Source organism: Pseudomonas sp. ATCC 13867, assembly GCF_000349845.1.
In the GTDB taxonomy this organism is placed as follows: Bacteria; Pseudomonadota; Gammaproteobacteria; order Pseudomonadales; family Pseudomonadaceae; genus Pseudomonas.
The window spans coordinates 126,427-149,267 of sequence record NC_020829.1 but is presented as its reverse complement, the minus strand read 5'-3'; the positions used below and the strand labels follow the sequence as shown (position 1 = coordinate 149,267).

Genomic DNA, 22,841 nt, shown 5'->3' with positions numbered 1-22,841 from the left:
GGCCGCGATGAGTGCCGTGATCGATCACCCCGACCATTCTCACGCCGGCGACCACCACCACGGCCCCGCCAAGGGCCTGATGCGCTGGGTACTGACCACCAACCACAAGGACATCGGCACGCTGTACCTGTGGTTCAGCTTCTGCGCCTTCCTGCTCGGCGGCTCGTTCGCCATGGTGATCCGCGCCGAACTGTTCCAGCCGGGCCTGCAGATCGTCGAGCCGGCGTTCTTCAATCAGATGACCACCATGCACGGCCTGGTGATGGTCTTCGGCGCGGTGATGCCGGCCTTCGTCGGCCTGGCCAACTGGATGGTGCCGCTGATGATCGGCGCGCCGGACATGGCCCTGCCACGCATGAACAACTTCAGCTTCTGGCTGCTGCCGGCGGCCTTCGGCCTGCTGGTGAGCACCCTGTTCATGCCCGGCGGCGGTCCGAACTTCGGCTGGACCTTCTACGCGCCGTTGTCCACCACCTTCGCGCCGCACAGCGTGACCTTCTTCATCTTCGCCATCCACCTGATGGGCATGAGTTCGATCATGGGCGCGATCAACGTGATCGCCACCATCCTCAACCTGCGCGCCCCGGGCATGACGCTGATGAAGATGCCGCTGTTCGTCTGGACCTGGCTGATCACCGCCTTCCTGCTGATCGCGGTGATGCCGGTATTGGCCGGTTGCGTGACCATGATGCTGATGGACATCCACTTCGGCACCAGCTTCTTCAGCGCGGCCGGCGGCGGCGACCCGGTGCTGTTCCAGCACGTGTTCTGGTTCTTCGGCCACCCCGAGGTGTACATCATGATCCTGCCGGCGTTCGGCGCCGTCAGCTCGATCATCCCGGCCTTCAGCCGCAAGCCGCTGTTCGGCTACACCTCGATGGTCTACGCCACCGCCTCGATCGCCTTCCTGTCCTTCGTCGTGTGGGCGCACCACATGTTCGTGGTGGGCATCCCGCTGGTGGGCGAGCTGTTCTTCATGTACGCGACCATGCTGATCGCCGTGCCCACCGGGGTGAAGGTGTTCAACTGGGCGTCGACCATGTGGCAGGGCTCGCTGACCTTCGAGACGCCGATGCTGTTCGCCGTGGCCTTCGTCATCCTGTTCACCATCGGCGGCTTCTCCGGGCTGATGCTGGCCATCGCCCCGGCGGACTTCCAGTACCAGGACACCTACTTCGTGGTGGCGCACTTCCACTACGTGCTGGTGCCCGGCGCGATCTTCGGCATCTTCGCCTCGGCCTACTACTGGCTGCCGAAGTGGACCGGCCACATGTACGACGAGACCCTGGGCAAGCTGCACTTCTGGATGAGCTTCATCGGCATGAACCTGGCGTTCTTCCCGATGCACTTCGTCGGGCTTGCCGGCATGCCGCGGCGGATTCCTGACTACAACCTGCAGTTCGCCGACTTCAACATGGTTTCGTCCATCGGCGCCTTCATGTTCGGTACCACGCAGTTGCTGTTCCTGTTCATCGTCATCAAGTGCATCAAGGGCGGCAAGCCGGCACCGGCCAAGCCGTGGGATGGCGCGGAGGGCCTGGAGTGGACCATTCCCTCGCCGGCGCCTTACCACACCTTCACCACCCCTCCGGAAGTGAAGTAAGCACGAACGTGTAGGAGCGAGCTTGCTCGCGAACGGGCCTCCCGGAGGCCAAGGCATCAAGCGGTTCGCGAGCAAGAGCTAGGCGCCCCCACGCTCCTACAGGTAGAGGAATCGCCCCATGAGCGACGGCAACATCGAAACGCGCAAGCTGGTGACCCGGCTGGTCATAGCCGTGGTCGCCATGTTCGCCTTCGGCTTCGCCCTGGTGCCGCTGTACGACGTGATGTGCAAGGCACTGGGCATCAACGGCAAGACCTCCGGCAGCGCCTACCAGGGCGACGGCCAGGTGGTCGATCAGTCGCGCGAGGTGAAGATCCAGTTCGTCGCCAACAACAACATCGACATGGTCTGGGAGTTCCACCCCGAGTCGGACCAGTTGGTGGTGCATCCGGGCGCGGTGAACCAGATGCTGTTCGTCGCCCGCAACCCCACCGACAAGCCGATGACCGCCCAGGCGATCCCGAGCATCGCGCCGTCGGTGGCGGCCACCTACTTCCACAAGACCGAATGCTTCTGCTTCACCCAGCAGGTGCTGCAGCCGGGCGAGCGCATCGAAATGCCGGTGCGCTTCATCGTCGACCGCGACCTGCCCAAGGATGTGCGTCACCTGACGCTGGCTTACACGCTGTTCGACATCACTGCCCGCAAGCCGCCCGTGGCCAGTAACGAGCGCTGAAGGGCAAAGGAGAACAAGAACAATGGCAACCCACGATCCCTATTACGTCCCCGCGCAGAGCAAGTGGCCGATCATCGCCACCATCGGCATGCTGGTGACGCTGTTCGGCGTCGGCACCTGGATGAACGACATGAGCGCCGGCAAGGAGCACTCCCACGGCCCGTGGATCTTCTTCGCCGGCGGGTTGATCCTGGCGTACATGCTGTTCGGCTGGTTCGGCAACGTTATCAAGGAAAGCCGCGGCGGGCTCTACAGTCCGCAGATGGACCGCTCGTTCCGCTGGGGCATGAGCTGGTTCATCTTCTCCGAGGTGATGTTCTTCGCCGCCTTCTTCGGCGCGCTGTTCTACGTGCGCCACTTCGTCAACCCGTGGCTGGGCGGCGAAGGTCACCACGGCATTTCGCACATGCTCTGGCCGCAGTTCGAAACCGGCTGGCCGCAGCTCAGCAACCCGGACAACAAGCTGTTCCCGCCGCCCAGGGAAGTGATCGATCCGTGGAAGCTGCCGCTGATCAACACCCTGCTGCTGGTCTCCTCCAGCTTCACCGTGACCTTCGCCCACCATGCGCTGAAGAAGAACCATCGCGGCCCGCTGAAGCTGTGGCTGGCGCTGACCGTGGCGCTGGGCGCCTGCTTCCTGGTGCTGCAGGCCTACGAGTACCACGAGGCCTACAGCGAGCTGGGCCTGACCCTGGGCTCGGGCATCTACGGCGCGACCTTCTTCATGCTCACCGGCTTCCACGGCGCCCACGTGACCATCGGCGCGATCATGCTGAGCATCATGCTGATCCGCATCCTGCGCGGGCACTTCGACGCCGACAAACACTTCGGCTTCGAGGCGGCCAGCTGGTACTGGCACTTCGTCGACGTGGTGTGGATCGGGCTGTTCATCTTCGTTTACGTGCTGTGAAACCGGAGGGATTGCGGGACCTGTAGGAGCGAGCTTGCTCGCTCCTACGAAGAGCAGTACGGAACTAGAAATGCCAGGGGGCGGAGCTGCCGAGTTGGCCGCTGAAGAAACCCCAGGCGATGAGAGCGACGGTCAGGGCGGTGAGGGTGACACGCACGGTCAGCGCATTGACCACCCGTGAACCGTGGCCTTCGTCCTTGACCAGAAAGAACAGGCCACTGAACAGACTTACGACGGTCGCCAGCAACAACAGAACGATCGCAGCTTTGAGCACTACCGGCCTCCTGTCCGCAGGGGACTGGGGTTGAGGGGGATGTCTTGCAGTATAGCCAGCACGCATCTGAGCACGGCTCTGATCCAGAACGGCAAGGCCGCGCCACGCGCGCCTTCCGGCCCGGCATCGCGCCGACGCTGGTGGTGCTCGCGCTGCTGCCGGTGCTGATCGGCCTGGGCTTCTGGCAACTCTCCCGCGCCGCCGAAAAGCGCACCCTGCTCGCCGCCGCCGAAACCCAGCGCCAGCAGAACCCGATCAGCGTCGCCGAGCTCGAACGCCAACCACCGCGCAGCTATGTGCGGGTGCGCCTGCAGGGCCAGCTCGACGCCGAACACAGCATGCTGCTGGACAACCGCACCCGCGGCGGTCGCGCCGGCGTCGAGGTATTGCAACCCTTCTTCGACCGCGTCGGGCAGCAGTGGCTGCTGGTCAACCGGGGCTGGGTCGCCTGGCCGGACCGTCGCACACCGCCGCAGATCGACACGCCCAGCCATGACCTGCTGCTGGACGCCTGGACCTACGTTCCACCGCCCGCCGGCCCAAGCGCCCCGCTCGCCAGCTGGCCACGCCTGATTACCCAGGTGGACGCCCCGTTCCTGTGGGACCAGCTCGGCCGCGAAGGCAGCCCGCTGGAGATCCGCCTGGAGCCGGGCGACGCCGCCTTCGACACCGACTGGCCGATCGTCGCCATGCCTCCGGAGCGCCACGTCGGCTACGCCGTGCAGTGGTTCGCCCTGGCCATCGCACTGTCCGCCCTTTACCTCTACCTCGGCATCCGTCGCGCACGGGAGACCTTCGACCATGACCGCCATGACCCTGAATGACCCTTCGGCCCGCCGCCGTGGCCGTGTGCAATTGCTGCTGATCCTCGGCATGGTGCTGGGGCCGATGCTGCTCGCCACCGCCATGTACAAGCTGCAGTTCTGGGTGCCGGAAGGCCGCAGCTACCACGGCGACCTGATCGCCACCGGGCAGACCCCGGCCGATCTCGGCGTGCAGAACGACAAGGCCAGCGACCAGTGGCAACTGCTGGTCACCGCGCCGGAAAGCTGCGCCAGCGACTGCCAGCAACTGGTCTACCTGGCCCGCCAGATCAACATCGGCCTGGGCCGCGAAGCCAGCCGCGCCGAACACGTCCTGGCCTTCGCCAAGCCGCTGCCGGCGGAGTTCACCAGCCTGCTCGACAAGGACTACCCGCGCCTGCAGCGCCTGGGCCTGACGCCCAACCCGCACACCGGCGCCCAGCCGCAACTGTGGATCGTCGACCCCCACGGCAACCTGGTGCTGCGCTACGACGCCGGCACCGACGGCAAGTCGATCCTCAAGGACCTGCAGTTGCTGCTGAAGCTTTCGAACATCGGTTAACGAGAGCCTGCCGGCTAAGACATCGCCAGCCCCACGACAACAACAAGACCGGGAGCGTCGCATGATCCAGGCAACACGCAAACCCGCCTTCTACATCGCCATCGTGGCGACGGCGCTGGCCTTCGTGGTGATCCTGCTGGGCGCCTACACCCGCCTGACCCACGCCGGCCTCGGCTGCCCGGACTGGCCCGGTTGCTACGGCTTCGTCCACGTGCCGACCAGCGAAGCGCAGTTGGCCCATGCCGAGATGCATTTCCCGGACACCCCGGTGGAGACGCAGAAGGGCTGGAACGAAATGAACCACCGCTACTTCGCCGGCAGCCTGGGCCTGCTGATCCTCGGCCTGGCCATCCATGCGCTGGTTCGCCGTGGCCGCGACGGCCAGCCGCTGCGCCTGCCGCTGCTGCTGCTCGGCGTGGTGATCGCCCAGGCCGCGTTCGGTATGTGGACGGTCACCCTCAAGCTCTGGCCGCAGGTGGTCACCGCACACCTGCTCGGTGGCTTCACCACGCTGTCGCTGCTGTTCCTGCTCAGCCTGCGCCTGTCCGGCGCCTTCGCCCCGCTGCAACTGCCGGCGCGCCTGCGCGCGCTGGCCGCCGTCGCCCTGTTGCTGGTGATCGGACAGATCGCCCTCGGCGGCTGGGTCAGCAGCAACTACGCAGCGGTGGCCTGCGTCGACCTGCCGATGTGCCACGGCCAGTGGTGGCCGAACATGGACTTCGCCAACGGTTTCCACCTCACCCAGCATATCGGTCCCAACTACCTCGGCGGCCAACTCGACAGCGACGCCCGCACGGCCATCCACATGACCCATCGCATGGGCGCGCTGGGCGTGACGGCGGTGCTCCTGCTGCTGGCCTGGAACCTCCAGCGCCACGGCCTGATCGGCATCACCGCGCTGATGCTGCTGGGGCTGTCCCTGCAGATCGGCCTGGGCATCAGCAACGTGCTGCTGCATCTGCCGCTGCCGGTGGCGGTGGCGCACAACGGCGGCGGTGCGTTTCTGCTGCTGATGCTGGTGCTGGTGAACTACCGGGTCCGCGCACCGGCGACCCAACGCGTCGAGCTGCCCGCCAGCAGCCCGATCACCCTGGACGCGATGGAGCGCCCGGTGGCCTACCCCTCACAAGGTTGAGATTGCACGTTGAGCGTGACGGCCGGCGCCGAGGCGCACCGGCCTCCATTCATCCAGGCGGCACGAAGACGGAGAAATCATCATGGCCAGCGTCACCAGCACTTCCAGCCAAGCCAGCTGGCGCGACCTGCTCGAACTGACCAAGCCCAAGGTGGTCCTGCTCATGCTGATCACCTCGCTGATCGGCATGCTGCTCGCCACCAAGGCCGGCGTGCCCTGGCAGATCCTGGTGTTCGGCAACCTCGGCATCGGCCTGTGCGCCGGCGCGGCGGCGGCAGTGAACCATGTGGTGGACCGGCGCATCGACTCGATCATGGCGCGCACCCACAAGCGTCCACTGGCCGAAGGGCGCGTCTCGCCACCCATCGCCCTGGGCTTCGCCATGTTGCTGGCGGTGGCCGGGATGGCCGTGCTGCTGGTGTTCACCAACGCCCTCACCGCCTGGCTGACCCTGGCCTCGCTGCTGGGTTACGCGGCGCTCTATACCGGCTTCCTCAAGCGCGCCACGCCGCAGAACATCGTCATCGGCGGCCTCGCCGGCGCCGCCCCGCCGCTGCTGGGCTGGGTCGCGGTGACCGGGCAGATTACCGCCGAACCGCTGCTGCTGGTGCTGATCATCTTCGCCTGGACCCCGCCGCACTTCTGGGCGCTGTGCCTGCACCGCAAGGACGAGTACGCCAAGGCCGACATCCCGATGCTGCCGGTGACCCACGGCGAGCACTACACCAAGCTGCACATCCTGTTCTACACCCTGGTGCTGTTCGCCGTGACCCTGATGCCCTTCGTCATCCACATGGCCGGGCTGGTCTACCTGTTCGCCGCACTGGCCCTGGGCGCGCGCTTCCTCGACTGGGCCTGGGCGCTCTATTGCGGCAGCCGGCCACATGCGGCGATCAAGACCTTCAAGTACTCTATCGCCTACCTGTTCCTGCTGTTCATCGCGCTGCTGGTGGACCACTACCTGCCGCTGCACCTGAACTACTGAGGGTTCGCGAGCAAGCTCGCTGCTACACGGAACTCCCTGTAGGAGCGAGCTTGCTCGCGAACATCGCCGCTCCCCTGCCAGGCACCGGCACGGCACGAACAGCAGCCTCAAGCCCAGACGTCCCGACCCACGAGAACCCCATGACCCGAGTCAACAAGACCGTCTTCATCCTCGTCGCCATCGTCGCCCTGATCCTCGGCCTCACCGTCCAGAAGGTGCTCAACCAGCGCTACCAGCTCGACCCGACCGTGCTGCTCGACGCCGGCATCGTGATCCTGCCGCAGACCCGCAGCGTCCCCGACCTCGCCTTCACCGACCAGGACGGCCAGCCGTTCCAGACTGCCAGCCTGAAGGACAAGTGGTCCCTGCTGTTCTTCGGCTACACCTTCTGCCCGGACGTCTGCCCCACCACCCTGGCGCAACTGCGCGAGCTGCAGACCAAGCTGCCGCCGGAAGCGTTGAAGAACCTGCAGGTAGTATTCGTCAGCGTCGACCCGCACCGCGATACCGCGCCGCGCATCAAGGAATACCTCGGTTTCTTCAACGCCGGCTTCAAGGGCATCACCGGCTCGGAAGAGAACGTGCAGAAGCTGGCCAACGCCATGAGCATCCCCTACATCCCGGCCGACACCAGCAAGCCCAACTACACCGTCGACCACAGCGGCAACCTGGTCATCATCGGTCCGGACGGCACCCAGCACGGCTTCATCCGCGCCCCGCTGCACAACGACAAGCTCGCGGCCCAGCTGCCCAGCGTGATCAGCGCCAGCAACTGACCCGCGACACCGTGTCTCACCCCCCACGGCCACCCGATAACGGTGGCCGTTGTTTTTTCCGTGTCATTCCCACTCCGGCAAGACAACCGCGAACTTTCTGCTAAACCTCATCCTCAGGCCCTGATCCGGTGCAATACGCGGACTTGAAGCCTCCCAAGAGATTTCCTGACCCCGTAGTCAATGTAAAAAATCTGCTACAGGAATCCAGATATCAGTAATGACTCATACTCCATATTAGAAACATTAATTAACACCTATGCCTGAGCCTGTTGCAGGATTAACGGGCCTTTCGGTGGGTAGGGGAGCCTCTGATGGGTGGTCATTCACGGCGAGGATGACATTTCCGTCCGGTCACAATAGGCAATTAGGCTAGGCACCAAGGCCCACGCGGCTGTGGTGAAGACTGGAAAACTGCAGGTCTGAACGTGACTTGTAGTTATCGCTTCGTACCACTCCAGAACTCCTTGAAGCCACCCAGGTTCAATTGCAGAATGCCGCGGCCACCGGGTCACAACCCGGTCTCAGAACAAGAATTAGACCGTTGCCAGTTCGATAACCCGGGTCGCCAACGTAGTAACCCGGACCATCCAGGATCACGCAGGAGATTTGCAAGTGCAGATCGGTGTACCCCTCGAGACCCAAGCCGGTGAGACGCGGGTCGCAGCAACGCCGGAGACGGTCAAGAAACTGATCGGGCAGGGCCATCAGGTCGTCATCCAGAGTGGAGCGGGCGTCAGCGCCAGCCAACCGGATGCCGCCTTTGAGGCCGTTGGCGCGAAGATCGGCACTGCCGCCGATGCCTTCGGTGCAGAGCTTGTGCTGAAGGTTGTCGCGCCCAGCGAAAGCGAGCTGGCGCAGATGAAGCCGGGTACCGTGCTGATCGGCATGCTCAACCCGTTCAACAACGAGAATATCGCCCGCATGGCCGAACGCGGTGTCACCGCCTTCGCCCTCGAGGCCGCGCCGCGTACTTCCCGCGCGCAGAGCCTGGACGTGCTCTCCTCCCAAGCCAACATCGCCGGCTACAAGGCCGTGATGCTCGCCGCCAACCATTACCCGCGCTTCATGCCCATGCTGATGACCGCCGCCGGCACCGTCAAGGCCGCCCGCGTGCTGATCCTCGGCGCCGGCGTTGCCGGCCTGCAGGCCATCGCCACGGCCAAGCGCCTGGGTGCGGTGATCGAAGCGTCGGATGTACGCCCGGCGGTGAAGGAGCAGATCGAGTCCCTGGGCGCCAAGTTCGTCGACGTGCCCTACGAGACCGATGAAGAGCGCGAGTGCGCCGAAGGCGTTGGCGGTTACGCCCGCCCGATGCCGGCCTCGTGGATGGAGCGCCAGGCCAAGGCCGTGCACGAGCGCGCCAAGCAGTCGGACATCGTCATCACCACCGCACTGATCCCGGGCCGCAAGGCACCGACCCTGCTGCATGAAGCGACTGTCGCCGAAATGAAGCCGGGCTCGGTGGTCATCGACCTCGCGGCATCCCAGGGCGGCAACTGCCCACTGACCGAGGCCGACCAGGTCGTGGTCAAGCACGGCGTGACCATCGTCGGCCTGAGCAATCTGGCCGCGCTGGTGCCGGCGGACGCCTCCGCACTCTACGCACGCAACCTGCTCGACTTCCTCAAGCTCACCCTGACCGCCGAAGGCTTCACGGTGAACCTGGAAGACGACATCGTCGCCGCGTGCCTGATGTGCCGTGACGGCCAGATCGTGCGCAAGAACGGCTGAAGCCCTTCTTATATAAGAACGCGCCGGACCCCGCGTCCGGCCCTGAAGACCGGTGAGAAACTATGGAAGACATGCTGATCTCCCACGGCATCTACAACCTGATCATCTTCGTGCTGGCGATCTACGTCGGCTACCACGTGGTCTGGAACGTCACCCCTGCCCTGCACACCCCGCTGATGGCGGTGACCAACGCCATTTCGGCGATCGTGATCGTCGGCGCCATGCTGGCCGCTGCCCTGACCGTCACCCCGCTGGGCAAGGCAATGGGCACCCTGGCCGTGGCCCTGGCTGCAGTGAATGTGTTCGGTGGCTTCCTGGTCACCCGCCGCATGCTGGAAATGTTCAAGAAGAAAGCGCCGAAGGCGGAGAAGCACTGACATGAGCATGAACCTCGTCACCCTCCTCTACCTCGTCGCCTCGGTCTGCTTCATCCAGGCCCTCAAAGGCCTGTCGCACCCGACGACGTCCCGCCGCGGCAACCTGTTCGGCATGATCGGCATGGCCATCGCGGTCATCACCACCGTGGCCCTGGTGTTCAAGATCAGCAGCGAGATCGCCACCACCGGCATCGTCTACGTGGTCGTCGGCCTGCTGGCCGGCGGCACCGCCGGTTCGATCATGGCCAAGCGCGTCGAGATGACCAAGATGCCGGAACTGGTCGCCTTCATGCACAGCATGATCGGCCTGGCCGCCGTGTTCATCGCCATCGCCGCCGTGGTCGAGCCGCAGTCCCTGGGCATCGTGCAGAACCTGGGCGACACCATCCCGGCCGGTAACCGCCTGGAGCTGTTCCTCGGCGCGGCCATCGGCGCCATCACCTTCTCCGGTTCGGTGATCGCCTTCGGCAAGCTGTCGGGCAAGTACAAGTTCCGCCTGTTCCAGGGCGCCCCGGTGCAGTTCACCGGCCAGCACATGCTGAACCTGGTGCTGGGCCTGACCACCCTGGGCCTGGGCCTGCTGTTCATGTTCACCGGCAACCTGACCGCCTTCGTGGTGATGCTGGCCCTGGCCTTCATCCTCGGCGTGCTGATCATCATCCCGATCGGCGGCGCGGACATGCCGGTCGTGGTGTCGATGCTGAACTCCTACTCCGGCTGGGCCGCGGCAGGTATCGGCTTCTCGCTGAACAACTCGATGCTGATCATCGCCGGCTCCCTGGTGGGCTCCTCCGGTGCGATCCTCTCCTACATCATGTGCAAGGCGATGAACCGCTCGTTCTTCAACGTCATCCTCGGTGGCTTCGGCGCCGAAGCGGACGCTGGCGGCCCGGCCGGTGCCAAGGAAGCCCGCCCGGTGAAATCCGGTTCGGCCGACGACGCCTCCTTCCTGCTGACCAACGCCGACAGCGTGATCATCGTCCCCGGCTATGGCCTGGCGGTGGCCCGTGCCCAGCACGCGCTGATGGAGCTGGCCGAGAAGCTGACCCATCGCGGCGTCAACGTGAAGTTCGCCATCCACCCGGTTGCCGGTCGTATGCCGGGCCACATGAACGTCCTGCTGGCCGAGGCCGAAGTGCCTTACGAGCAGGTGTTCGAGATGGAAGACATCAACTCCGAGTTCGGCCAGACCGACGTGGTGCTGGTACTGGGCGCCAACGACGTGGTGAACCCGGCGGCGAAGAACGATCCGAAGTCGCCGATCGCCGGCATGCCGATCCTCGAGGCCTACAAGGCCAAGACCGTGATCGTCAACAAGCGCTCGATGGCCAGCGGCTACGCCGGCCTGGACAACGAACTGTTCTACCTGGACAAGACCATGATGGTCTTCGGCGATGCCAAGAAAGTCATCGAAGACATGGTCAAGGCCGTCGAATAAGACGACCGTCGATCCACAAGACACCGGCCTCGCGCCGGTGTCTTGCTTTCCGGCAATGGAAGAAGCTCTGGACATTGGTAGTAAGAAGGCCCCGGCCGGGCGATTTTTCGACCTTGGTATAAGAGCCAAAAATCGCCGAGTCCCTAGACTGGCGGCCTTGCACTTCCTACTGCCCGAGGTTTTCCCATGTACCGTGATCGCGTGCGTATGTCCTCCCTGCTGGACAAGGTGATGACTGCCGACCAGGCCGCGGCCCTGATCCAGGACGGCATGACCGTCGGCATGAGCGGTTTCACCCGCGCCGGCGAAGCCAAAGCCGTACCCAAGGCCCTCGCCGAGCGCGCCAGGCAGGAGCCGCTGCGTATCAGCCTGATGACCGGCGCCAGCCTGGGCAACGACCTCGACAAGCAGCTCACCGAAGCCGGCGTGCTGGCCCGGCGCATGCCTTTCCAGGTCGACAGCACCCTGCGCAAGGCGATCAACGCCGGCGAAGTGATGTTCATCGACCAGCACCTCTCGGAAACCGTCGAGCAGCTACGCAACCACCAGCTCAAGCTGCCGGACATCGCCGTCATCGAAGCCGTCGCCATCACCGAGGCAGGCCACATCGTGCCGACCACCTCGGTGGGCAACTCGGCCAGCTTCGCGATCTTCGCCAAGCAGGTGATCGTCGAGATCAACGTCGCGCACAACACCAACCTGGAAGGCCTGCACGACATCTACATCCCGACCTATCGCCCGACCCGCACGCCGATCCCGCTCACTCGCGTGGACGACCGCATCGGCAGCACCGCCATCCCGATCCCGGCGGAGAAGATCGTCGCCATCGTCGTCAACGACCAGGCGGACTCCCCGTCCACCGTGCTGCCGCCGGACGACGAGACCCAGGGCATCGCCAACCACCTGATCGACTTCTTCAAGCGTGAAGTGGACGCCGGCCGCATGAGCAACAGCCTCGGCCCGCTGCAGGCCGGCATCGGCAGCATCGCCAACGCGGTGATGTGCGGCCTGATCGAGTCGCCCTTCGAGAACCTGACCATGTACTCCGAAGTACTGCAGGACTCGACCTTCGACCTGATCGACGCCGGCAAGCTGCGCTTCGCCTCGGGCAGCTCCATCACCCTGTCGACCCGCCGCAACGCCGACGTGTTCGGCAACCTGGAGCGCTACAAGGACAAGCTGGTACTGCGCCCGCAGGAAATCTCCAACCACCCCGAAGTGGTGCGTCGCCTGGGGATCATCGGCATCAACACCGCGCTGGAATTCGACATCTACGGCAACGTCAACTCCACCCACGTGGGCGGCACCCGGATGATGAACGGCATCGGCGGCTCGGGCGACTTCGCCCGCAACGCGCACCTGGCCATCTTCGTCACCAAGTCCATCGCCAAGGGCGGCAACATCTCCAGCGTGGTGCCGATGGTCAGCCACGTCGACCACACCGAGCACGACGTCGACATCCTGGTCACCGAAGTCGGCCTGGCCGATCTGCGCGGCCTGGCACCGCGCGAACGCGCCCGGGCGATCATCGACAACTGTGTGCACCCGTCCTACCGCGACGCCCTGAACCGTTACTTCGATGCCGCCTGCGAGCGCGGCGGGCATACCCCGCACATCCTGCGCGAGGCGCTGGAGTGGCATATCAATCTGGAAGAACGCGGCCACATGCTGGCGGCTAGCTGACTCCAGAGACTTTGCGGGCCATTCAGCAATGAATGGCCCGCAAGGGTTTACAGCCGGAAAAAAACCACGTAAAAACACTCTTGAACAGATTTTTATCCCGCTCCAACTGTTCAGCTTCCCTCGCCGCCACCCTGGCCGGCATCCTCGAAAATCCTCAGATACCTGTCAATTGCGCACCAGAATGGAGCGCAACGGTACAGTTTACCCCTGAAAGGACCATTACAGTTCAAAATAACAATCGCCTGACCAGTCGCAATACTGCTCAACTGTACCTATTCGTCCTGACCAAATAGTCAGATCATATGCTCAATCAATTCAGCAACTGACTACTCGCCACAAGCGAGAAGGATGAACATCATGGAACGTACCCTCGGTTCCGCAGCTCTGAGCACCACCCGTAGCACCTCCAGCGCCCATCGTGGCCTCGTCGGCACCGTTCGCCTGTGGCAGCGCCGCATGGAAAGCCGCCGCCAGCTGGCCCGCCTGGACTCCCGCCTGCTGGCCGACGCCGGCATCAGCGAAGCCCAGCGTTATGCCGAGCTGAACAAGCCGTTCTGGCGCTGATTCACAGTACAACCGGGCCACACTCTCCAGGATCGCCTGAACTGTACTGGTTACATGCCCTGGCCGCTCAGCCCGAGCGGCCGTCGGGCAGCAAAATTTCCTTCTCCGCTTTTTCGTCCAGCAGATTGCGATACAGATCTGCCCAGACCCGCCCCATCGCATCCGCGGTGAACAGTTCGCGATAGCGGACTTCCGCCTGCCGTCCCATCTCGGCCGCCGCTTCCGGATTCTCCCAGCACCATCGCATCGCCTGTCGAAACGCCTGCGGATCGCTCGGTGGCACCACCAGCCCCGTCAGACCGTGCGCATTGATGAAGCTCGTGCCAGTGCCGATTTCGCTGGAAATCATCGGTTTGCCATACATCGCCCCTTCGAGCAGGGAGATGCCGAACGCCTCCGAACGCAGGTGCGAGGGGAATACGATCGCGCGTGACAGCTGCAGCAGGGCGACCTTGTCTTCCTCGCTGACGCGGCCGACGAAACGCACGTGCGACTCGACGTCCAGCGCCGCGGCCTGCGCCTTGAGCTGCTGCTCCAGCGGGCCGGCCCCGACGATCACCACGGGGAAGCCGGTGCCCTTCACCGCTTCCAGGAGGATGTGCAGTCCCTTGTAGTAGCGCATCACACCGACGAACAGGAAAAACTGCTCCCCTACTGCCCTCCGCCAGCGCTCGACGCACTCCGCGGAGGGCTCGGGGTAGGCCTGCTTGTCCAGCCCGTAGGGAATGACGTGCGCCTTGTGCTGGTAGCGGCGCAGCACATCGCTCGAGCCCAGGTAGTTGGGCGATGCCGCGACGATCCGGTCCGCGCTGGACAGGAAGCGATGCATGAGCGGCTGGTACAGCTTGAACAGGTGCTTCTGGCGAACGATGTCGGAGTGGTAGGTGACTACGGTCGGCTTGCGCACGCCGGCCAGCAGGTGCACCACGTCCATGAACGGCCACGGGAAGTGGAAGTTGATGATGTCCGCTTCGGCGGCGAGCCGGCGGAACTGCGGCACGACGCTGTAGGAGAAGCCGGTGGACGCCAACTGCAGATCCAGGCGCGCCCGGAACACCCGATGACCGTCGACCATCAGTTCGGCCGGCTCGGGATTGGCGCTCAGGGTCAGCACCTGGTTGTCGATGCCATGATTGTGCCCCGTGCGGCAGAGCTGGTTGATCACCTGCTCGATGCCACCCACGGAGTCGGGCAGGTAGGTCTTGAAAAAGTGCAATACGCGCATTCAGCCCTCCAGAACCTTGCGGTAGACATCGCTGGTAATTCGGGCACAACGTTGCCAACTGAACGCCCCGGCCCGCTCGAGGCCGAGCGCCCGGCAGCGCTGCCAGAACGATTCATCGTCCACCAGCCGCTGTATGGCGATGCTCATCTCCTGCGGATCCTCGGCATTGACGTACACCCCCGCCTCCCCGGCCACCTCCGGCAGCGAGGAGGTGCGTGTCAGCACCACCGGCACGCCGCTGGCCATCGCTTCCAGCACCGGCAAACCGAAGCCCTCGTACAGCGAGGGGAACAGCAGCGCCCGCGCGCCGGCCAGCAACCGGGCGAGGGACTCGTCGCTCTGGTAGCCCAACAATCGCACCTGCCCGGATGCGACAGCCTTCCTCAGCGTCTCATTGAGCGTCTCGTCGCGCCACCCCGGCATTCCAACTATGACCAATGGGAGATGGGCACGGACGCGTTCCGGCAGCAGGGCGTATGCCTTGAGCGCCAGTGTCAGGTTCTTTCGCGGCTCCAGCGTTCCGACACAAATCAGATACTGCCCGGGGACCAGTTCCAGGGGCTGCAAGGGGGCGGCGATCGCCTCCGCTGAGCGGGGGTGAAAGCGCGGGGCGCAGCCCAGTGGCGCCACCGTTACCCGGTCCGCCGGAAGCGCGAAATGCCGGCGTATTTCTTCCGCTACATGCTGCGAGTCGGTCAGCACGCACCGGGAGCGCTCGACCCCCTTTCCAACCCTGCGCTCGATCTCCGCCAGCCGATCGCGGGGCTGCGTCTGCGGATAGTGCACATGCGTCAGATCATGCAGCGTCATCACCATCGGTCCCTCGAACTCCAGCGGCCACAGCGTCGGCTCATGGTAGAGCTCGACCCCGCGCGGCGTCAGTCCCTTGTCGAAAGCGCTCTGCTCCAGCCAACGGCGAATACGGTAGGCACCCGGCACACGCTTGGCCGCGTCGGCCCAACGCGAATAGCCGGGCAGCGCGGCCTCGGGCAAGCGGGCACTCCACGTCCAGCCGAGGAACAGTTCGAGTTGCAGGCCCGGCGTCTCACCAAGCGCCATCGCCAGGGCGGCGACATACTGGCCAATGCCCGTGCGGGGCGCCTGAAGGATTCGAGCGTTAAGCGCAATCCGCATTCGCACGCTCGGTCTGGGGGATAGACGCCGTGATCGGGTCCGTCCGGGTCGCCCGCTCGAGGAGCTGGAAGCTGGCCTCACGCCAGCCAATCCAGCGCCATTGAGACAGTTCGGACACGGCCGGGAAACGGCCCGTGGTGTCATAGGCGTCGATCATTTCCGCCAGGCTTGCGGGATTGTCCAGGTCGAAGTAGGCCATGAACTCCTGGCCGATTTCCCGGAATACCGGGATATCGCTGGCCATCACCGGCAGCCCTCGCTGCATGGCCTCTACCAGCGGCAAGCCAAAGCCCTCGGCATGGGACGGGAACACCAATGAGCGAGCGTTCGCGTAGGCGTACTCAAGCCCGGTATCGTCGAGGCGGTTGAACATGAACAAGCGCTTGTTCAATTGGGGATGGCGATGGATGGTCCCGATGAGGTCCTCGCTCTTCCAGCCAATCTTGCCGATGATGCACAGGCGAGCCTGGGAGCCGGCAGCCCACAATTGTTCGAAGGCCTGGAGCAGGTAGGCGTGGTTCTTGCGCGGCTCGATGGTGCTCACCATCAGGTAGACCGGCGCTTTCGATGCGAACACGCGAACCAGCTCGGGGTCCGGCTGACGCTCCTTTTCAACCAGGTCCAGCTCGGAACCCAGGTGGAAAAAGTCGAACAGCCGTTTTTCCGCCTCTTCGCGGCCAAGGCGCTTCAGCGCTTCCGCGCGCACCTCATCGCGAATGGTTTCGGAGATGGCGATGAATCCGTCCGCAGTGCGCACGACCCAGTCGAACCAGCGGTCGAACACCTTGGTCAGTCCGGCGTCGCAGAACTGCGAATGGGTGAGCGGAATCAGGTCGTAGATGACCGAGACGATCCGGATGCCCTGGGCCTTCATTCTTTCTGCCAGCGCGTAGAAGTCGACGTGCCAGGAGGAGTCCAGCATCAGGAACACATCACCGGGCTGGATCTCCAGGGGCACCGAGCGCTGAGCCACCATGCCCAGGCGCCGCTCCAGCCAGAGCAGCGTCCGCAACGGCAATGTCATCGACAGGCTGGCCAGCTTCCAGGTCCAGAAGAGCAGCCGCCGGGACAGTCCATCGTCTCTCAGGCCGAGCTTGCCGCTCAGCCGGGAGTGCAGCCCCCAGAAGCGCAGTCGGGCATGATCGAAGCCGTGGATCAGGTGGCGCATCCAGGTCGTCTTGCCGGGCGTGCTGGGCGGGATCAGTTCGAGGACTCGCTTGAGCTGGCCGCCCTGCATGATCACGGGGATGCATTCGACCTTGCCCTGGCGCCCCTCCAGATGCTGCACGACGCTGCGCACGACCCGCTGGATACCCGAGTTGAGGTCGGGATGCTCGTATACGTAAGTGCATTCGATGAGCAGTCGGGTCACGGCAAGCTCCGCATGATTTCAGGTTCCTGGGTGCGTTCCACATCCAGCGTGGCGCCCAGCCAGGAATAGCCAATGAAGTTTTCCCGGGTGCTGTTCACGACATGGAAGATCATGGCGCAGTCCCTCCATTCGTAATTCCCGTCCAGGTGGGAATCCAGGCGAGACACACTGAGGGAAACCGAGTAATTGCCCGTCCCGAGACGCATGGGGAACGTATAGCGATAGACAACGCGCTCACCGGCCTTGAGATGCTCCAGCTCCTGCTTCAAGCGGTGGGAATTGATGCCATACATGGCCTGGCCCAGGCGGTCCTTGAGCATGAAGCCGAGCACCAGCCGCTCCACGTCCCGCTTGATCCCGATCGTGACCTCCAGCACCACCTCCGTGCCGACCTCGATCACCTCCAGCGCCTTCCCGCCGGTATCCAGCAGGCGGACAGACTCGACCTCCGCCTCCCCAGTCCCCGAGATGGTGCGGGCCTTGCCGTTATCCATCATTTCCTGGCGGACCATCTGGTTCAGGCCATTGCCCATGCGGGCGTGGTAGTAATCCATGACCGTTTCCGGATCGCCCTGCATGGCGACTCGGCCAAACTCCAGGTAGACGGCTCGATCACAGATCGACTGAATCGCGAAGCGGTCATGGGAAACGATGAGCAGCGTGGTACCTTCGCGGCGGAAACTTCGAATACGCTCGAAGCTCTTGTGCTGGAAGTAGGCATCGCCCACCGACAACGCTTCGTCGACGATCAGCACATCGGGACGGCGCGCGGTGGCCACGCTGAAGGCCAGGCGCATCTGCATCCCGCTGGAGTACGTACGGACCGGTTGATCGATGGCATCGCCGATCTCCGCGAACGCCTCGATCGACGGCATCAGCGCCTCGATCTCTTCACGCTGCAGGCCCAATAGCTGGGACGCCATGAACACGTTCTGCCGACCGGTGAAGTCCGGGTGGAACCCCATGCCCAGTTCCAGCAACGCCGAAACCAGCCCGCTGACGGAGCAATGCCCGGTGGTGGGCGCGGTCGTCCCGGTGATGATCTTCAGCAGCGTACTCTTGCCGGCGCCATTGGAGCCAACGATTCCCACGGCCTCGCCCGGCGCGATCTCCAGGTCCACCCCTTGCAGCACCCAGCGTTGCTGGTGCCGGGGTGCCGCCCCCGGAGTCAGCCATTCCCGCAGGCGGGACCAGCGCGAAGGATACTGACGGTAGGCCTTGCCCAACTGATGTATACGAATATGTCCCATCAGAGCTCATCCACCATTTCACCCGAGCGCCCACGGAACAGCAGCAGCGCCATGACACACAGAATCCCCCCCGTAACGGCCAGCGGCACCAGTTGCGACCAGTCCGGCCAACGGTCATACAGAAAGAGGTTCTGGTACGACTGGATCAGCGCCGTCATCGGGTTGAGCTCGATCGCCCGGCGAATGGGCTCCGGCAGGATGGCGAGCGGATAAACGATCGGGGTGAACCAGAACCAGAACTGCAGGAGTATCCCGAACATCTGCCCCACGTCGCGGAAGAACACGTTGAGCAGCCCCAGCAACATGCCCAGGCCGCCCGCGAACATCAGTTGGAGAACGAGCAGCAGCGGGAACGCCAGCAGCGCCATGCCCGGCAGCCGCCCGCTGATCAGCAGGAAGCCCAGGAACAGGCCGAAGATGATGGCGAAGTTGAGCAGCGAATTGAGCATGCCCACCAGCGGCAGGCAGATCCTCGGGAAGTTGAGCTTCTTCAGCAGGTTGGCGTTGTCCAGGAACATCGTCAGGCTGCGGGACACCACCTCGGAGAACAGGCCCCAGGTCAGAAGCCCCGAACACAGGAAAACGCTGTAGGCGAGCTTGTCATCCACCCCCGGCAAGCGCGTTCGCATGACCTCCGAGAAAATCACCGTGTAGACCAGGATCATCGCCAGTGGGTTGAGGACGGTCCACACGACGCCCAGCAACGATCCCCGATACTTCGACTCAAACTCGCGCTTGACGCTACCCAGGATGAATCCCCGGTACTGCCACGCGCCTTTCAACATGCTCAGCGACATCAGACAACCCTGCCGTACACATCCTCGAAGCGGACGATATCGTCCTCACCCAGGTACTCCCCGCTCTGCACCTCGATCATCACCAGGTCGATCACCCCTGGGTTCTCCAGACGATGGCGATGTCCCGCCGGGATATAGGTCGATTCATTGCTGTTGACCAGGCGTACCGACTCGCCGTTGGTCACCTTGGCCATGCCCTGTACCACCACCCAATGCTCGCTGCGGTGATGGTGCATCTGCAGAGACAGCGACGCGCCGGGCTTGACCACGATGCGCTTGATCTTGAACCGCGAGCCCTCTTCGAGAACCGTGTAGGTGCCCCAGGGACGGCTGACGGTGCGGTGCAGGCGATAGGCTTCGTTCTCGCTGTCCTTGAGCTGCTTCACGACCTTGCGGACATCCTGGGCACGGTCGGAGCGGGCGACCAGGATGGCATCGGCGGTCTCGACGATGATCAGCCCCTCGACGCCCACGGCCGCGATCAGGCGACCCTCGCTCTGGACGAAATTGTCACGACTGTCGACGAAGATGGCGCTGCCCGCGGCTCGGTTGTTCTGCGCGTCAGCCTCGACCAGCGCGCTGAGGGCGGTCCAGGAGCCGATATCGCTCCAGTCGAAGGTCGCCGGCACCACGGCAACGCGTTCGGAGCGTTCCATCAGCGCGTAATCGATGGAGATGTCCTCCAGCGCGCAGAACTGCTCGGCCGACAGCTCCTGCTGCACGAAATTGCCCAGGTCATCCGGCTGGCTGGCCATCTGGCAATCGATGGCCCGCTCCAGCAGCTCCGGCGCATGCTTTTCCAGCTCGGCGACGAAAGCGCCGACCGTGAAGCAGAACATCCCCGAGTTCCACAGGAAGGTACCGCTCTGCAGGAATCCCTGCGCCGTCGCCAGATCGGGCTTTTCGACAAAGCGCTTGACCTTGCTGCCGCCCCGATCGTCGAGCCCATCGCCCATCTCGATGTATCCGAAGCCGGTTTCCGGCGCCGTGGGCACCACGCCGAAGGTCACCAGATGCCCTTCCTCCGCCAGCGCGGCGGCATGCTCAACCGCACGGACGAAGGCTTCGGAATCACAGATCAGGTGATCGGCCGGCATCACCACCATTGTCACATCGTCACCATGACGGGCGCGCAGGGCGAGGGCCGCGACCGCTATCGCCGGCGCCGTATTGCGTCCCTCGGGCTCGAGGATGAAGTGGCCGCGTTGGCGCAATTTGGCAGCGAGGTAATGGTCCTTGCTCTGGAAGAAGTAATCACGGTTGGTCACCGTGACGATGTCGCCGTCCGTGCCGATCAGTTCGGCGGCTCTCCGGTAGGTCTTCTGCAGCAGCGACTGGCCGTCCGGCATCGCCATGAACGGTTTGGGCTGCCCCTCGCGAGATACCGGCCAAAGGCGCGTTCCCGCGCCGCCGGAAAGAATCACGGGGATCAACATGGACTACTCCTTGTCGACGCGACGCAGATCCGCATCAACCATCATGTGGATAAGAGACTCCAGGCTGGTCTTGGGACTCCAGCCCAGCACGCGTTCCGCCTTGGCGGGATTCCCGAGCAGGACGTCCACCTCGGCCGGACGGAAGAACGCCGGGTCTACCACAACATGATCCTGGTACTTCAGACCGACATAATCGAACGCGATGCGGCACATCTCCCGCACCGTCGTGGTGACGCCTGTCGCCACCACATAATCATCGGGGCGCTCCTGCTGGAGCATCAGCCACATGGCCTCGACGTAGTCCCCCGCAAACCCCCAATCCCGCTTGGCATCGATGTTGCCCAAACGCAGTTCGCCCTGTTTCCCGAGCTTGATCCGCGCCACCGCATCCGTGACCTTGCGGGTGACAAACTCGATACCCCGCAACGGCGACTCATGGTTGAACAGAATGCCGCTGGAAGCATGCAGGTCAAAGCTCTCCCGGTAGTTCACCGTGATCCAGTGACCGTACAGCTTGGCCACGCCGTAGGGGCTGCGCGGGTAGAACGGCGTACTTTCATCCTGCCGCTCGGCCTGGATCAGTCCGAACATTTCGCTGGTGGATGCCTGGTAGAAACGAGTCTCCGGGCTGAACTGCCGGATCGCCTCGAGCAGGTGGGTCACCCCCAGCCCATCGACGATGCCCGTGGTGACGGGCTGGTCCCAGGAGCTGCCGACGAAACTCTGCGCCCCCAGGTTGTAGACCTCGTCCGGCCTAGCCTTGATGATGGCGCGCTGGATCGAGCAGGCATCGGCCAGGTCGCCTTCCAGGTAGTGGATCCGGGACTCGATCTCCAGCTCGCGCAATCGCCAGCGGGTATCGGAGCTGCGCCGCGCTACCAGCCCGTATACCTGGTAGCCCTTGTTGAGAAGCAGTCTGGCAAGGTAAGCGCCATCCTGGCCGGTAACACCCGTGATCAGTGCAGTTCTTGTCATTCTTGTAACACCCGTGATTCCCAGTCGGACAGAATCGCCCGCAGGGTTTGTCTTATCGTTATTTCCGGCTTCCAGCCGGTCGCCTCATGCAGCTTCAGAAAGCTGCCGCATACTCGGCGTTGCTCCGCCCGCCTCATGCGGGCAGCGTCCTGCACAAGCTCGATCTCGATACCGGCCAGCTCGCTCAACTGGACGATGAGATCGCGAATCTTTCGTTCCTGCCCCGAGCAGACGTTATACACCTCGCCTGCCATGCCTCGATCCAGGATTGCACAATAAGCGTCGATGACATCCGCCACATCCAGAAAGTCCCGCGTGACATCGATGTCTCCGACTTCGAGTCGCGGCGGCTGGAGCCCCCGGCCGATACGGGCAATCTGGCGCGCGGCGCTGGACAGCACGAAGCTCTCCTTCTGCCCCGCCCCCACATGATTGAACGGGCGCGCCAGCATGATGCGCCAGCCCTCGGTGTAACTCCATTGCCGGCACAGCAGCTCGGCGGAGAGCTTGCTCACCGCGTAGGGATTGCGCGGCGCCGGAATCATCTGCTCATGGATGGGCAGACACGCCTCGGCCACCTGCCCGTAGACGTCCCCGGAACTGACATACAGGAAGCTGCCCTGAAAGCCCGCCCGTTGTAGCGCCTGAAGCAGATTCAAGGTACCCAGCAGATTGACCTGGAAGGTCGCCTCCGGATCGCGGAAAGCCTCCGGGACGAAGGTCTGTCCAGCCAGGTGGATGACCGCATCCGGCAGCTCCTGCGCCAGGGCCGCATCCAGCGATGGCGGGCTGAGCAGATCGAAGGGCTTGTCTGCGACCAACCGCCAGGCGGAGTCCTTCTGCCCCGTGAGACGCGCGCGCAGATGACGCCCCACGAACCCCCTCAGACCGGTCACGAACAGTTTTCTAGACAAAGCGGTCCCCTGTTAATGAACGTTGGATCTGCTGTGATCGATTCACGCCAGCTCGCGCGCCGCAGTGGAGCGCACCGCAACATCCCGGCTGTCCTCCTCGGCGCCCACGAAGCGCGCCAGCCGTCACGACCGTCATGGCCAACGCCGTCAGTATCCGTTCGAGCATGAAGCTCGCCCCCAGTTCAACGCCGCCCCGCGGTAACTCAATGTTTGCGATGTGC

The 22,841-nt window shown here is 64.0% G+C and carries 22 protein-coding genes; 13 read left to right on the top strand and 9 right to left on the bottom strand.

The features are described 5' to 3' along the window. The first annotated feature begins 7 nt into the window (after positions 1 to 7). The 3 genes from ctaD (at position 8) to H681_RS00660 (ending at position 3,189) form a co-directional block, all read left to right on the top strand. Positions 8 to 1,603, top strand: a complete 1,596-nt coding sequence (gene ctaD, locus H681_RS00670) for a cytochrome c oxidase subunit I (RefSeq protein ID WP_015474906.1) — start codon at positions 8 to 10, stop codon at positions 1,601 to 1,603. A 118-nt stretch (positions 1,604 to 1,721) separates the two neighbouring features. Continuing rightward, entirely contained in the window at positions 1,722 to 2,279 is a 558-nt protein-coding gene (locus tag H681_RS00665) for a cytochrome c oxidase assembly protein (protein ID WP_015474905.1), read from the top strand. 22 nt (positions 2,280 to 2,301) lie between these two features. Next, positions 2,302 to 3,189, top strand: a complete 888-nt coding sequence (locus H681_RS00660; RefSeq protein ID WP_015474904.1) for a cytochrome c oxidase subunit 3 — start codon at positions 2,302 to 2,304, stop codon at positions 3,187 to 3,189. Positions 3,190 to 3,253: 64 nt separating this feature from the next. Here the strand turns inward: H681_RS00660 and H681_RS00655 are convergent, their stop codons facing one another. Continuing rightward, positions 3,254 to 3,463, bottom strand: a complete 210-nt coding sequence (locus tag H681_RS00655; protein WP_015474903.1) for a twin transmembrane helix small protein — start codon at positions 3,461 to 3,463, stop codon at positions 3,254 to 3,256. A gap of 44 nt (positions 3,464 to 3,507) precedes the next feature. Between H681_RS00655 and H681_RS00650 the strand changes: the two genes are divergently transcribed. The 10 genes from H681_RS00650 to H681_RS00605 all read left to right on the top strand — a co-directional run bounded on the left by H681_RS00650 (position 3,508) and on the right by H681_RS00605 (position 13,517). Beyond that, positions 3,508 to 4,287 (top strand): SURF1 family protein, encoded by a 780-nt coding sequence (locus tag H681_RS00650; protein ID WP_015474902.1) that lies wholly within the window; start codon positions 3,508 to 3,510, stop codon positions 4,285 to 4,287. Next, positions 4,265 to 4,828, top strand: coding sequence for a hypothetical protein (locus H681_RS00645; RefSeq protein WP_015474901.1), 564 nt, complete (start codon positions 4,265 to 4,267; stop codon positions 4,826 to 4,828). Before H681_RS00650 ends, H681_RS00645 begins: the two co-directional genes overlap by 23 nt. Positions 4,829 to 4,889: 61 nt before the next feature. Further along, positions 4,890 to 5,963 carry a COX15/CtaA family protein gene (locus H681_RS00640; RefSeq protein ID WP_015474900.1) on the top strand — a complete coding sequence of 358 codons (1,074 nt, stop codon included), beginning with the start codon at positions 4,890 to 4,892 and terminating at the stop codon, positions 5,961 to 5,963. Between the two features lie 82 nt (positions 5,964 to 6,045). Further along, entirely contained in the window at positions 6,046 to 6,948 is a 903-nt protein-coding gene (gene cyoE, locus H681_RS00635) for a heme o synthase (protein WP_015474899.1), read from the top strand. A gap of 140 nt (positions 6,949 to 7,088) precedes the next feature. Next, positions 7,089 to 7,724 carry an SCO family protein gene (locus H681_RS00630; RefSeq protein WP_015474898.1) on the top strand — a complete coding sequence of 212 codons (636 nt, stop codon included), beginning with the start codon at positions 7,089 to 7,091 and terminating at the stop codon, positions 7,722 to 7,724. Positions 7,725 to 8,336: 612 nt separating this feature from the next. After that, positions 8,337 to 9,455: a Re/Si-specific NAD(P)(+) transhydrogenase subunit alpha gene (locus tag H681_RS00625; protein WP_015474897.1), complete on the top strand. Its 1,119-nt coding sequence runs from the start codon at positions 8,337 to 8,339 to the stop codon at positions 9,453 to 9,455. Between the two features lie 62 nt (positions 9,456 to 9,517). Then, the gene (locus tag H681_RS00620) at positions 9,518 to 9,832 is read left to right on the top strand and encodes an NAD(P) transhydrogenase subunit alpha (RefSeq protein ID WP_015474896.1); all 315 of its coding nucleotides are present in this window, start codon (positions 9,518 to 9,520) and stop codon (positions 9,830 to 9,832) included. Between the two features lies 1 nt (position 9,833). Further along, positions 9,834 to 11,270 carry an NAD(P)(+) transhydrogenase (Re/Si-specific) subunit beta gene (locus H681_RS00615; protein ID WP_015474895.1) on the top strand — a complete coding sequence of 479 codons (1,437 nt, stop codon included), beginning with the start codon at positions 9,834 to 9,836 and terminating at the stop codon, positions 11,268 to 11,270. Positions 11,271 to 11,456: 186 nt separating this feature from the next. Then, on the top strand, positions 11,457 to 12,953 hold the full coding sequence (locus tag H681_RS00610; protein ID WP_015474894.1) for an acetyl-CoA hydrolase/transferase family protein: 1,497 nt from the start codon (positions 11,457 to 11,459) through the stop codon (positions 12,951 to 12,953). Positions 12,954 to 13,310: 357 nt separating this feature from the next. Beyond that, positions 13,311 to 13,517 (top strand): DUF1127 domain-containing protein, encoded by a 207-nt coding sequence (locus H681_RS00605; RefSeq protein WP_015474893.1) that lies wholly within the window; start codon positions 13,311 to 13,313, stop codon positions 13,515 to 13,517. Positions 13,518 to 13,584: 67 nt separating this feature from the next. On the opposite strand, the gene H681_RS00600 is transcribed toward H681_RS00605, so the two are convergent. From H681_RS00600 to H681_RS00565, 8 genes are read right to left on the bottom strand one after another with little or no spacing between them, the layout of a single operon-like run. Beyond that, a complete protein-coding gene (locus H681_RS00600; RefSeq protein ID WP_015474892.1) occupies positions 13,585 to 14,742 on the bottom strand; it encodes a glycosyltransferase family 4 protein in 1,158 nt (385 codons plus the stop codon). After that, positions 14,743 to 15,876, bottom strand: coding sequence for a glycosyltransferase family 4 protein (locus H681_RS00595; protein WP_015474891.1), 1,134 nt, complete (start codon positions 15,874 to 15,876; stop codon positions 14,743 to 14,745). After that, a complete protein-coding gene (locus H681_RS00590) occupies positions 15,860 to 17,248 on the bottom strand; it encodes a glycosyltransferase family 4 protein (protein WP_015474890.1) in 1,389 nt (462 codons plus the stop codon). The genes H681_RS00595 and H681_RS00590 overlap by 17 nt, the downstream gene beginning before the upstream one ends. After that, entirely contained in the window at positions 17,245 to 18,498 is a 1,254-nt protein-coding gene (locus H681_RS00585; RefSeq protein ID WP_041711641.1) for an ABC transporter ATP-binding protein, read from the bottom strand. Before H681_RS00585 ends, H681_RS00590 begins: the two co-directional genes overlap by 4 nt. Further along, complete coding sequence (locus tag H681_RS00580) at positions 18,498 to 19,295, bottom strand: ABC transporter permease (protein WP_015474888.1); 798 nt, start codon at positions 19,293 to 19,295, stop codon at positions 18,498 to 18,500. Before H681_RS00580 ends, H681_RS00585 begins: the two co-directional genes overlap by 1 nt. Further along, entirely contained in the window at positions 19,295 to 20,731 is a 1,437-nt protein-coding gene (locus H681_RS00575) for a mannose-1-phosphate guanylyltransferase/mannose-6-phosphate isomerase (protein WP_015474887.1), read from the bottom strand. The genes H681_RS00580 and H681_RS00575 overlap by 1 nt, the downstream gene beginning before the upstream one ends. A 3-nt stretch (positions 20,732 to 20,734) precedes the next feature. After that, on the bottom strand, positions 20,735 to 21,706 hold the full coding sequence (gene gmd / locus H681_RS00570; protein ID WP_015474886.1) for a GDP-mannose 4,6-dehydratase: 972 nt from the start codon (positions 21,704 to 21,706) through the stop codon (positions 20,735 to 20,737). Further along, entirely contained in the window at positions 21,703 to 22,620 is a 918-nt protein-coding gene (locus H681_RS00565) for a GDP-mannose 4,6-dehydratase (protein WP_015474885.1), read from the bottom strand. The genes gmd and H681_RS00565 overlap by 4 nt, the downstream gene beginning before the upstream one ends. Positions 22,621 to 22,841 lie beyond the last annotated feature (221 nt).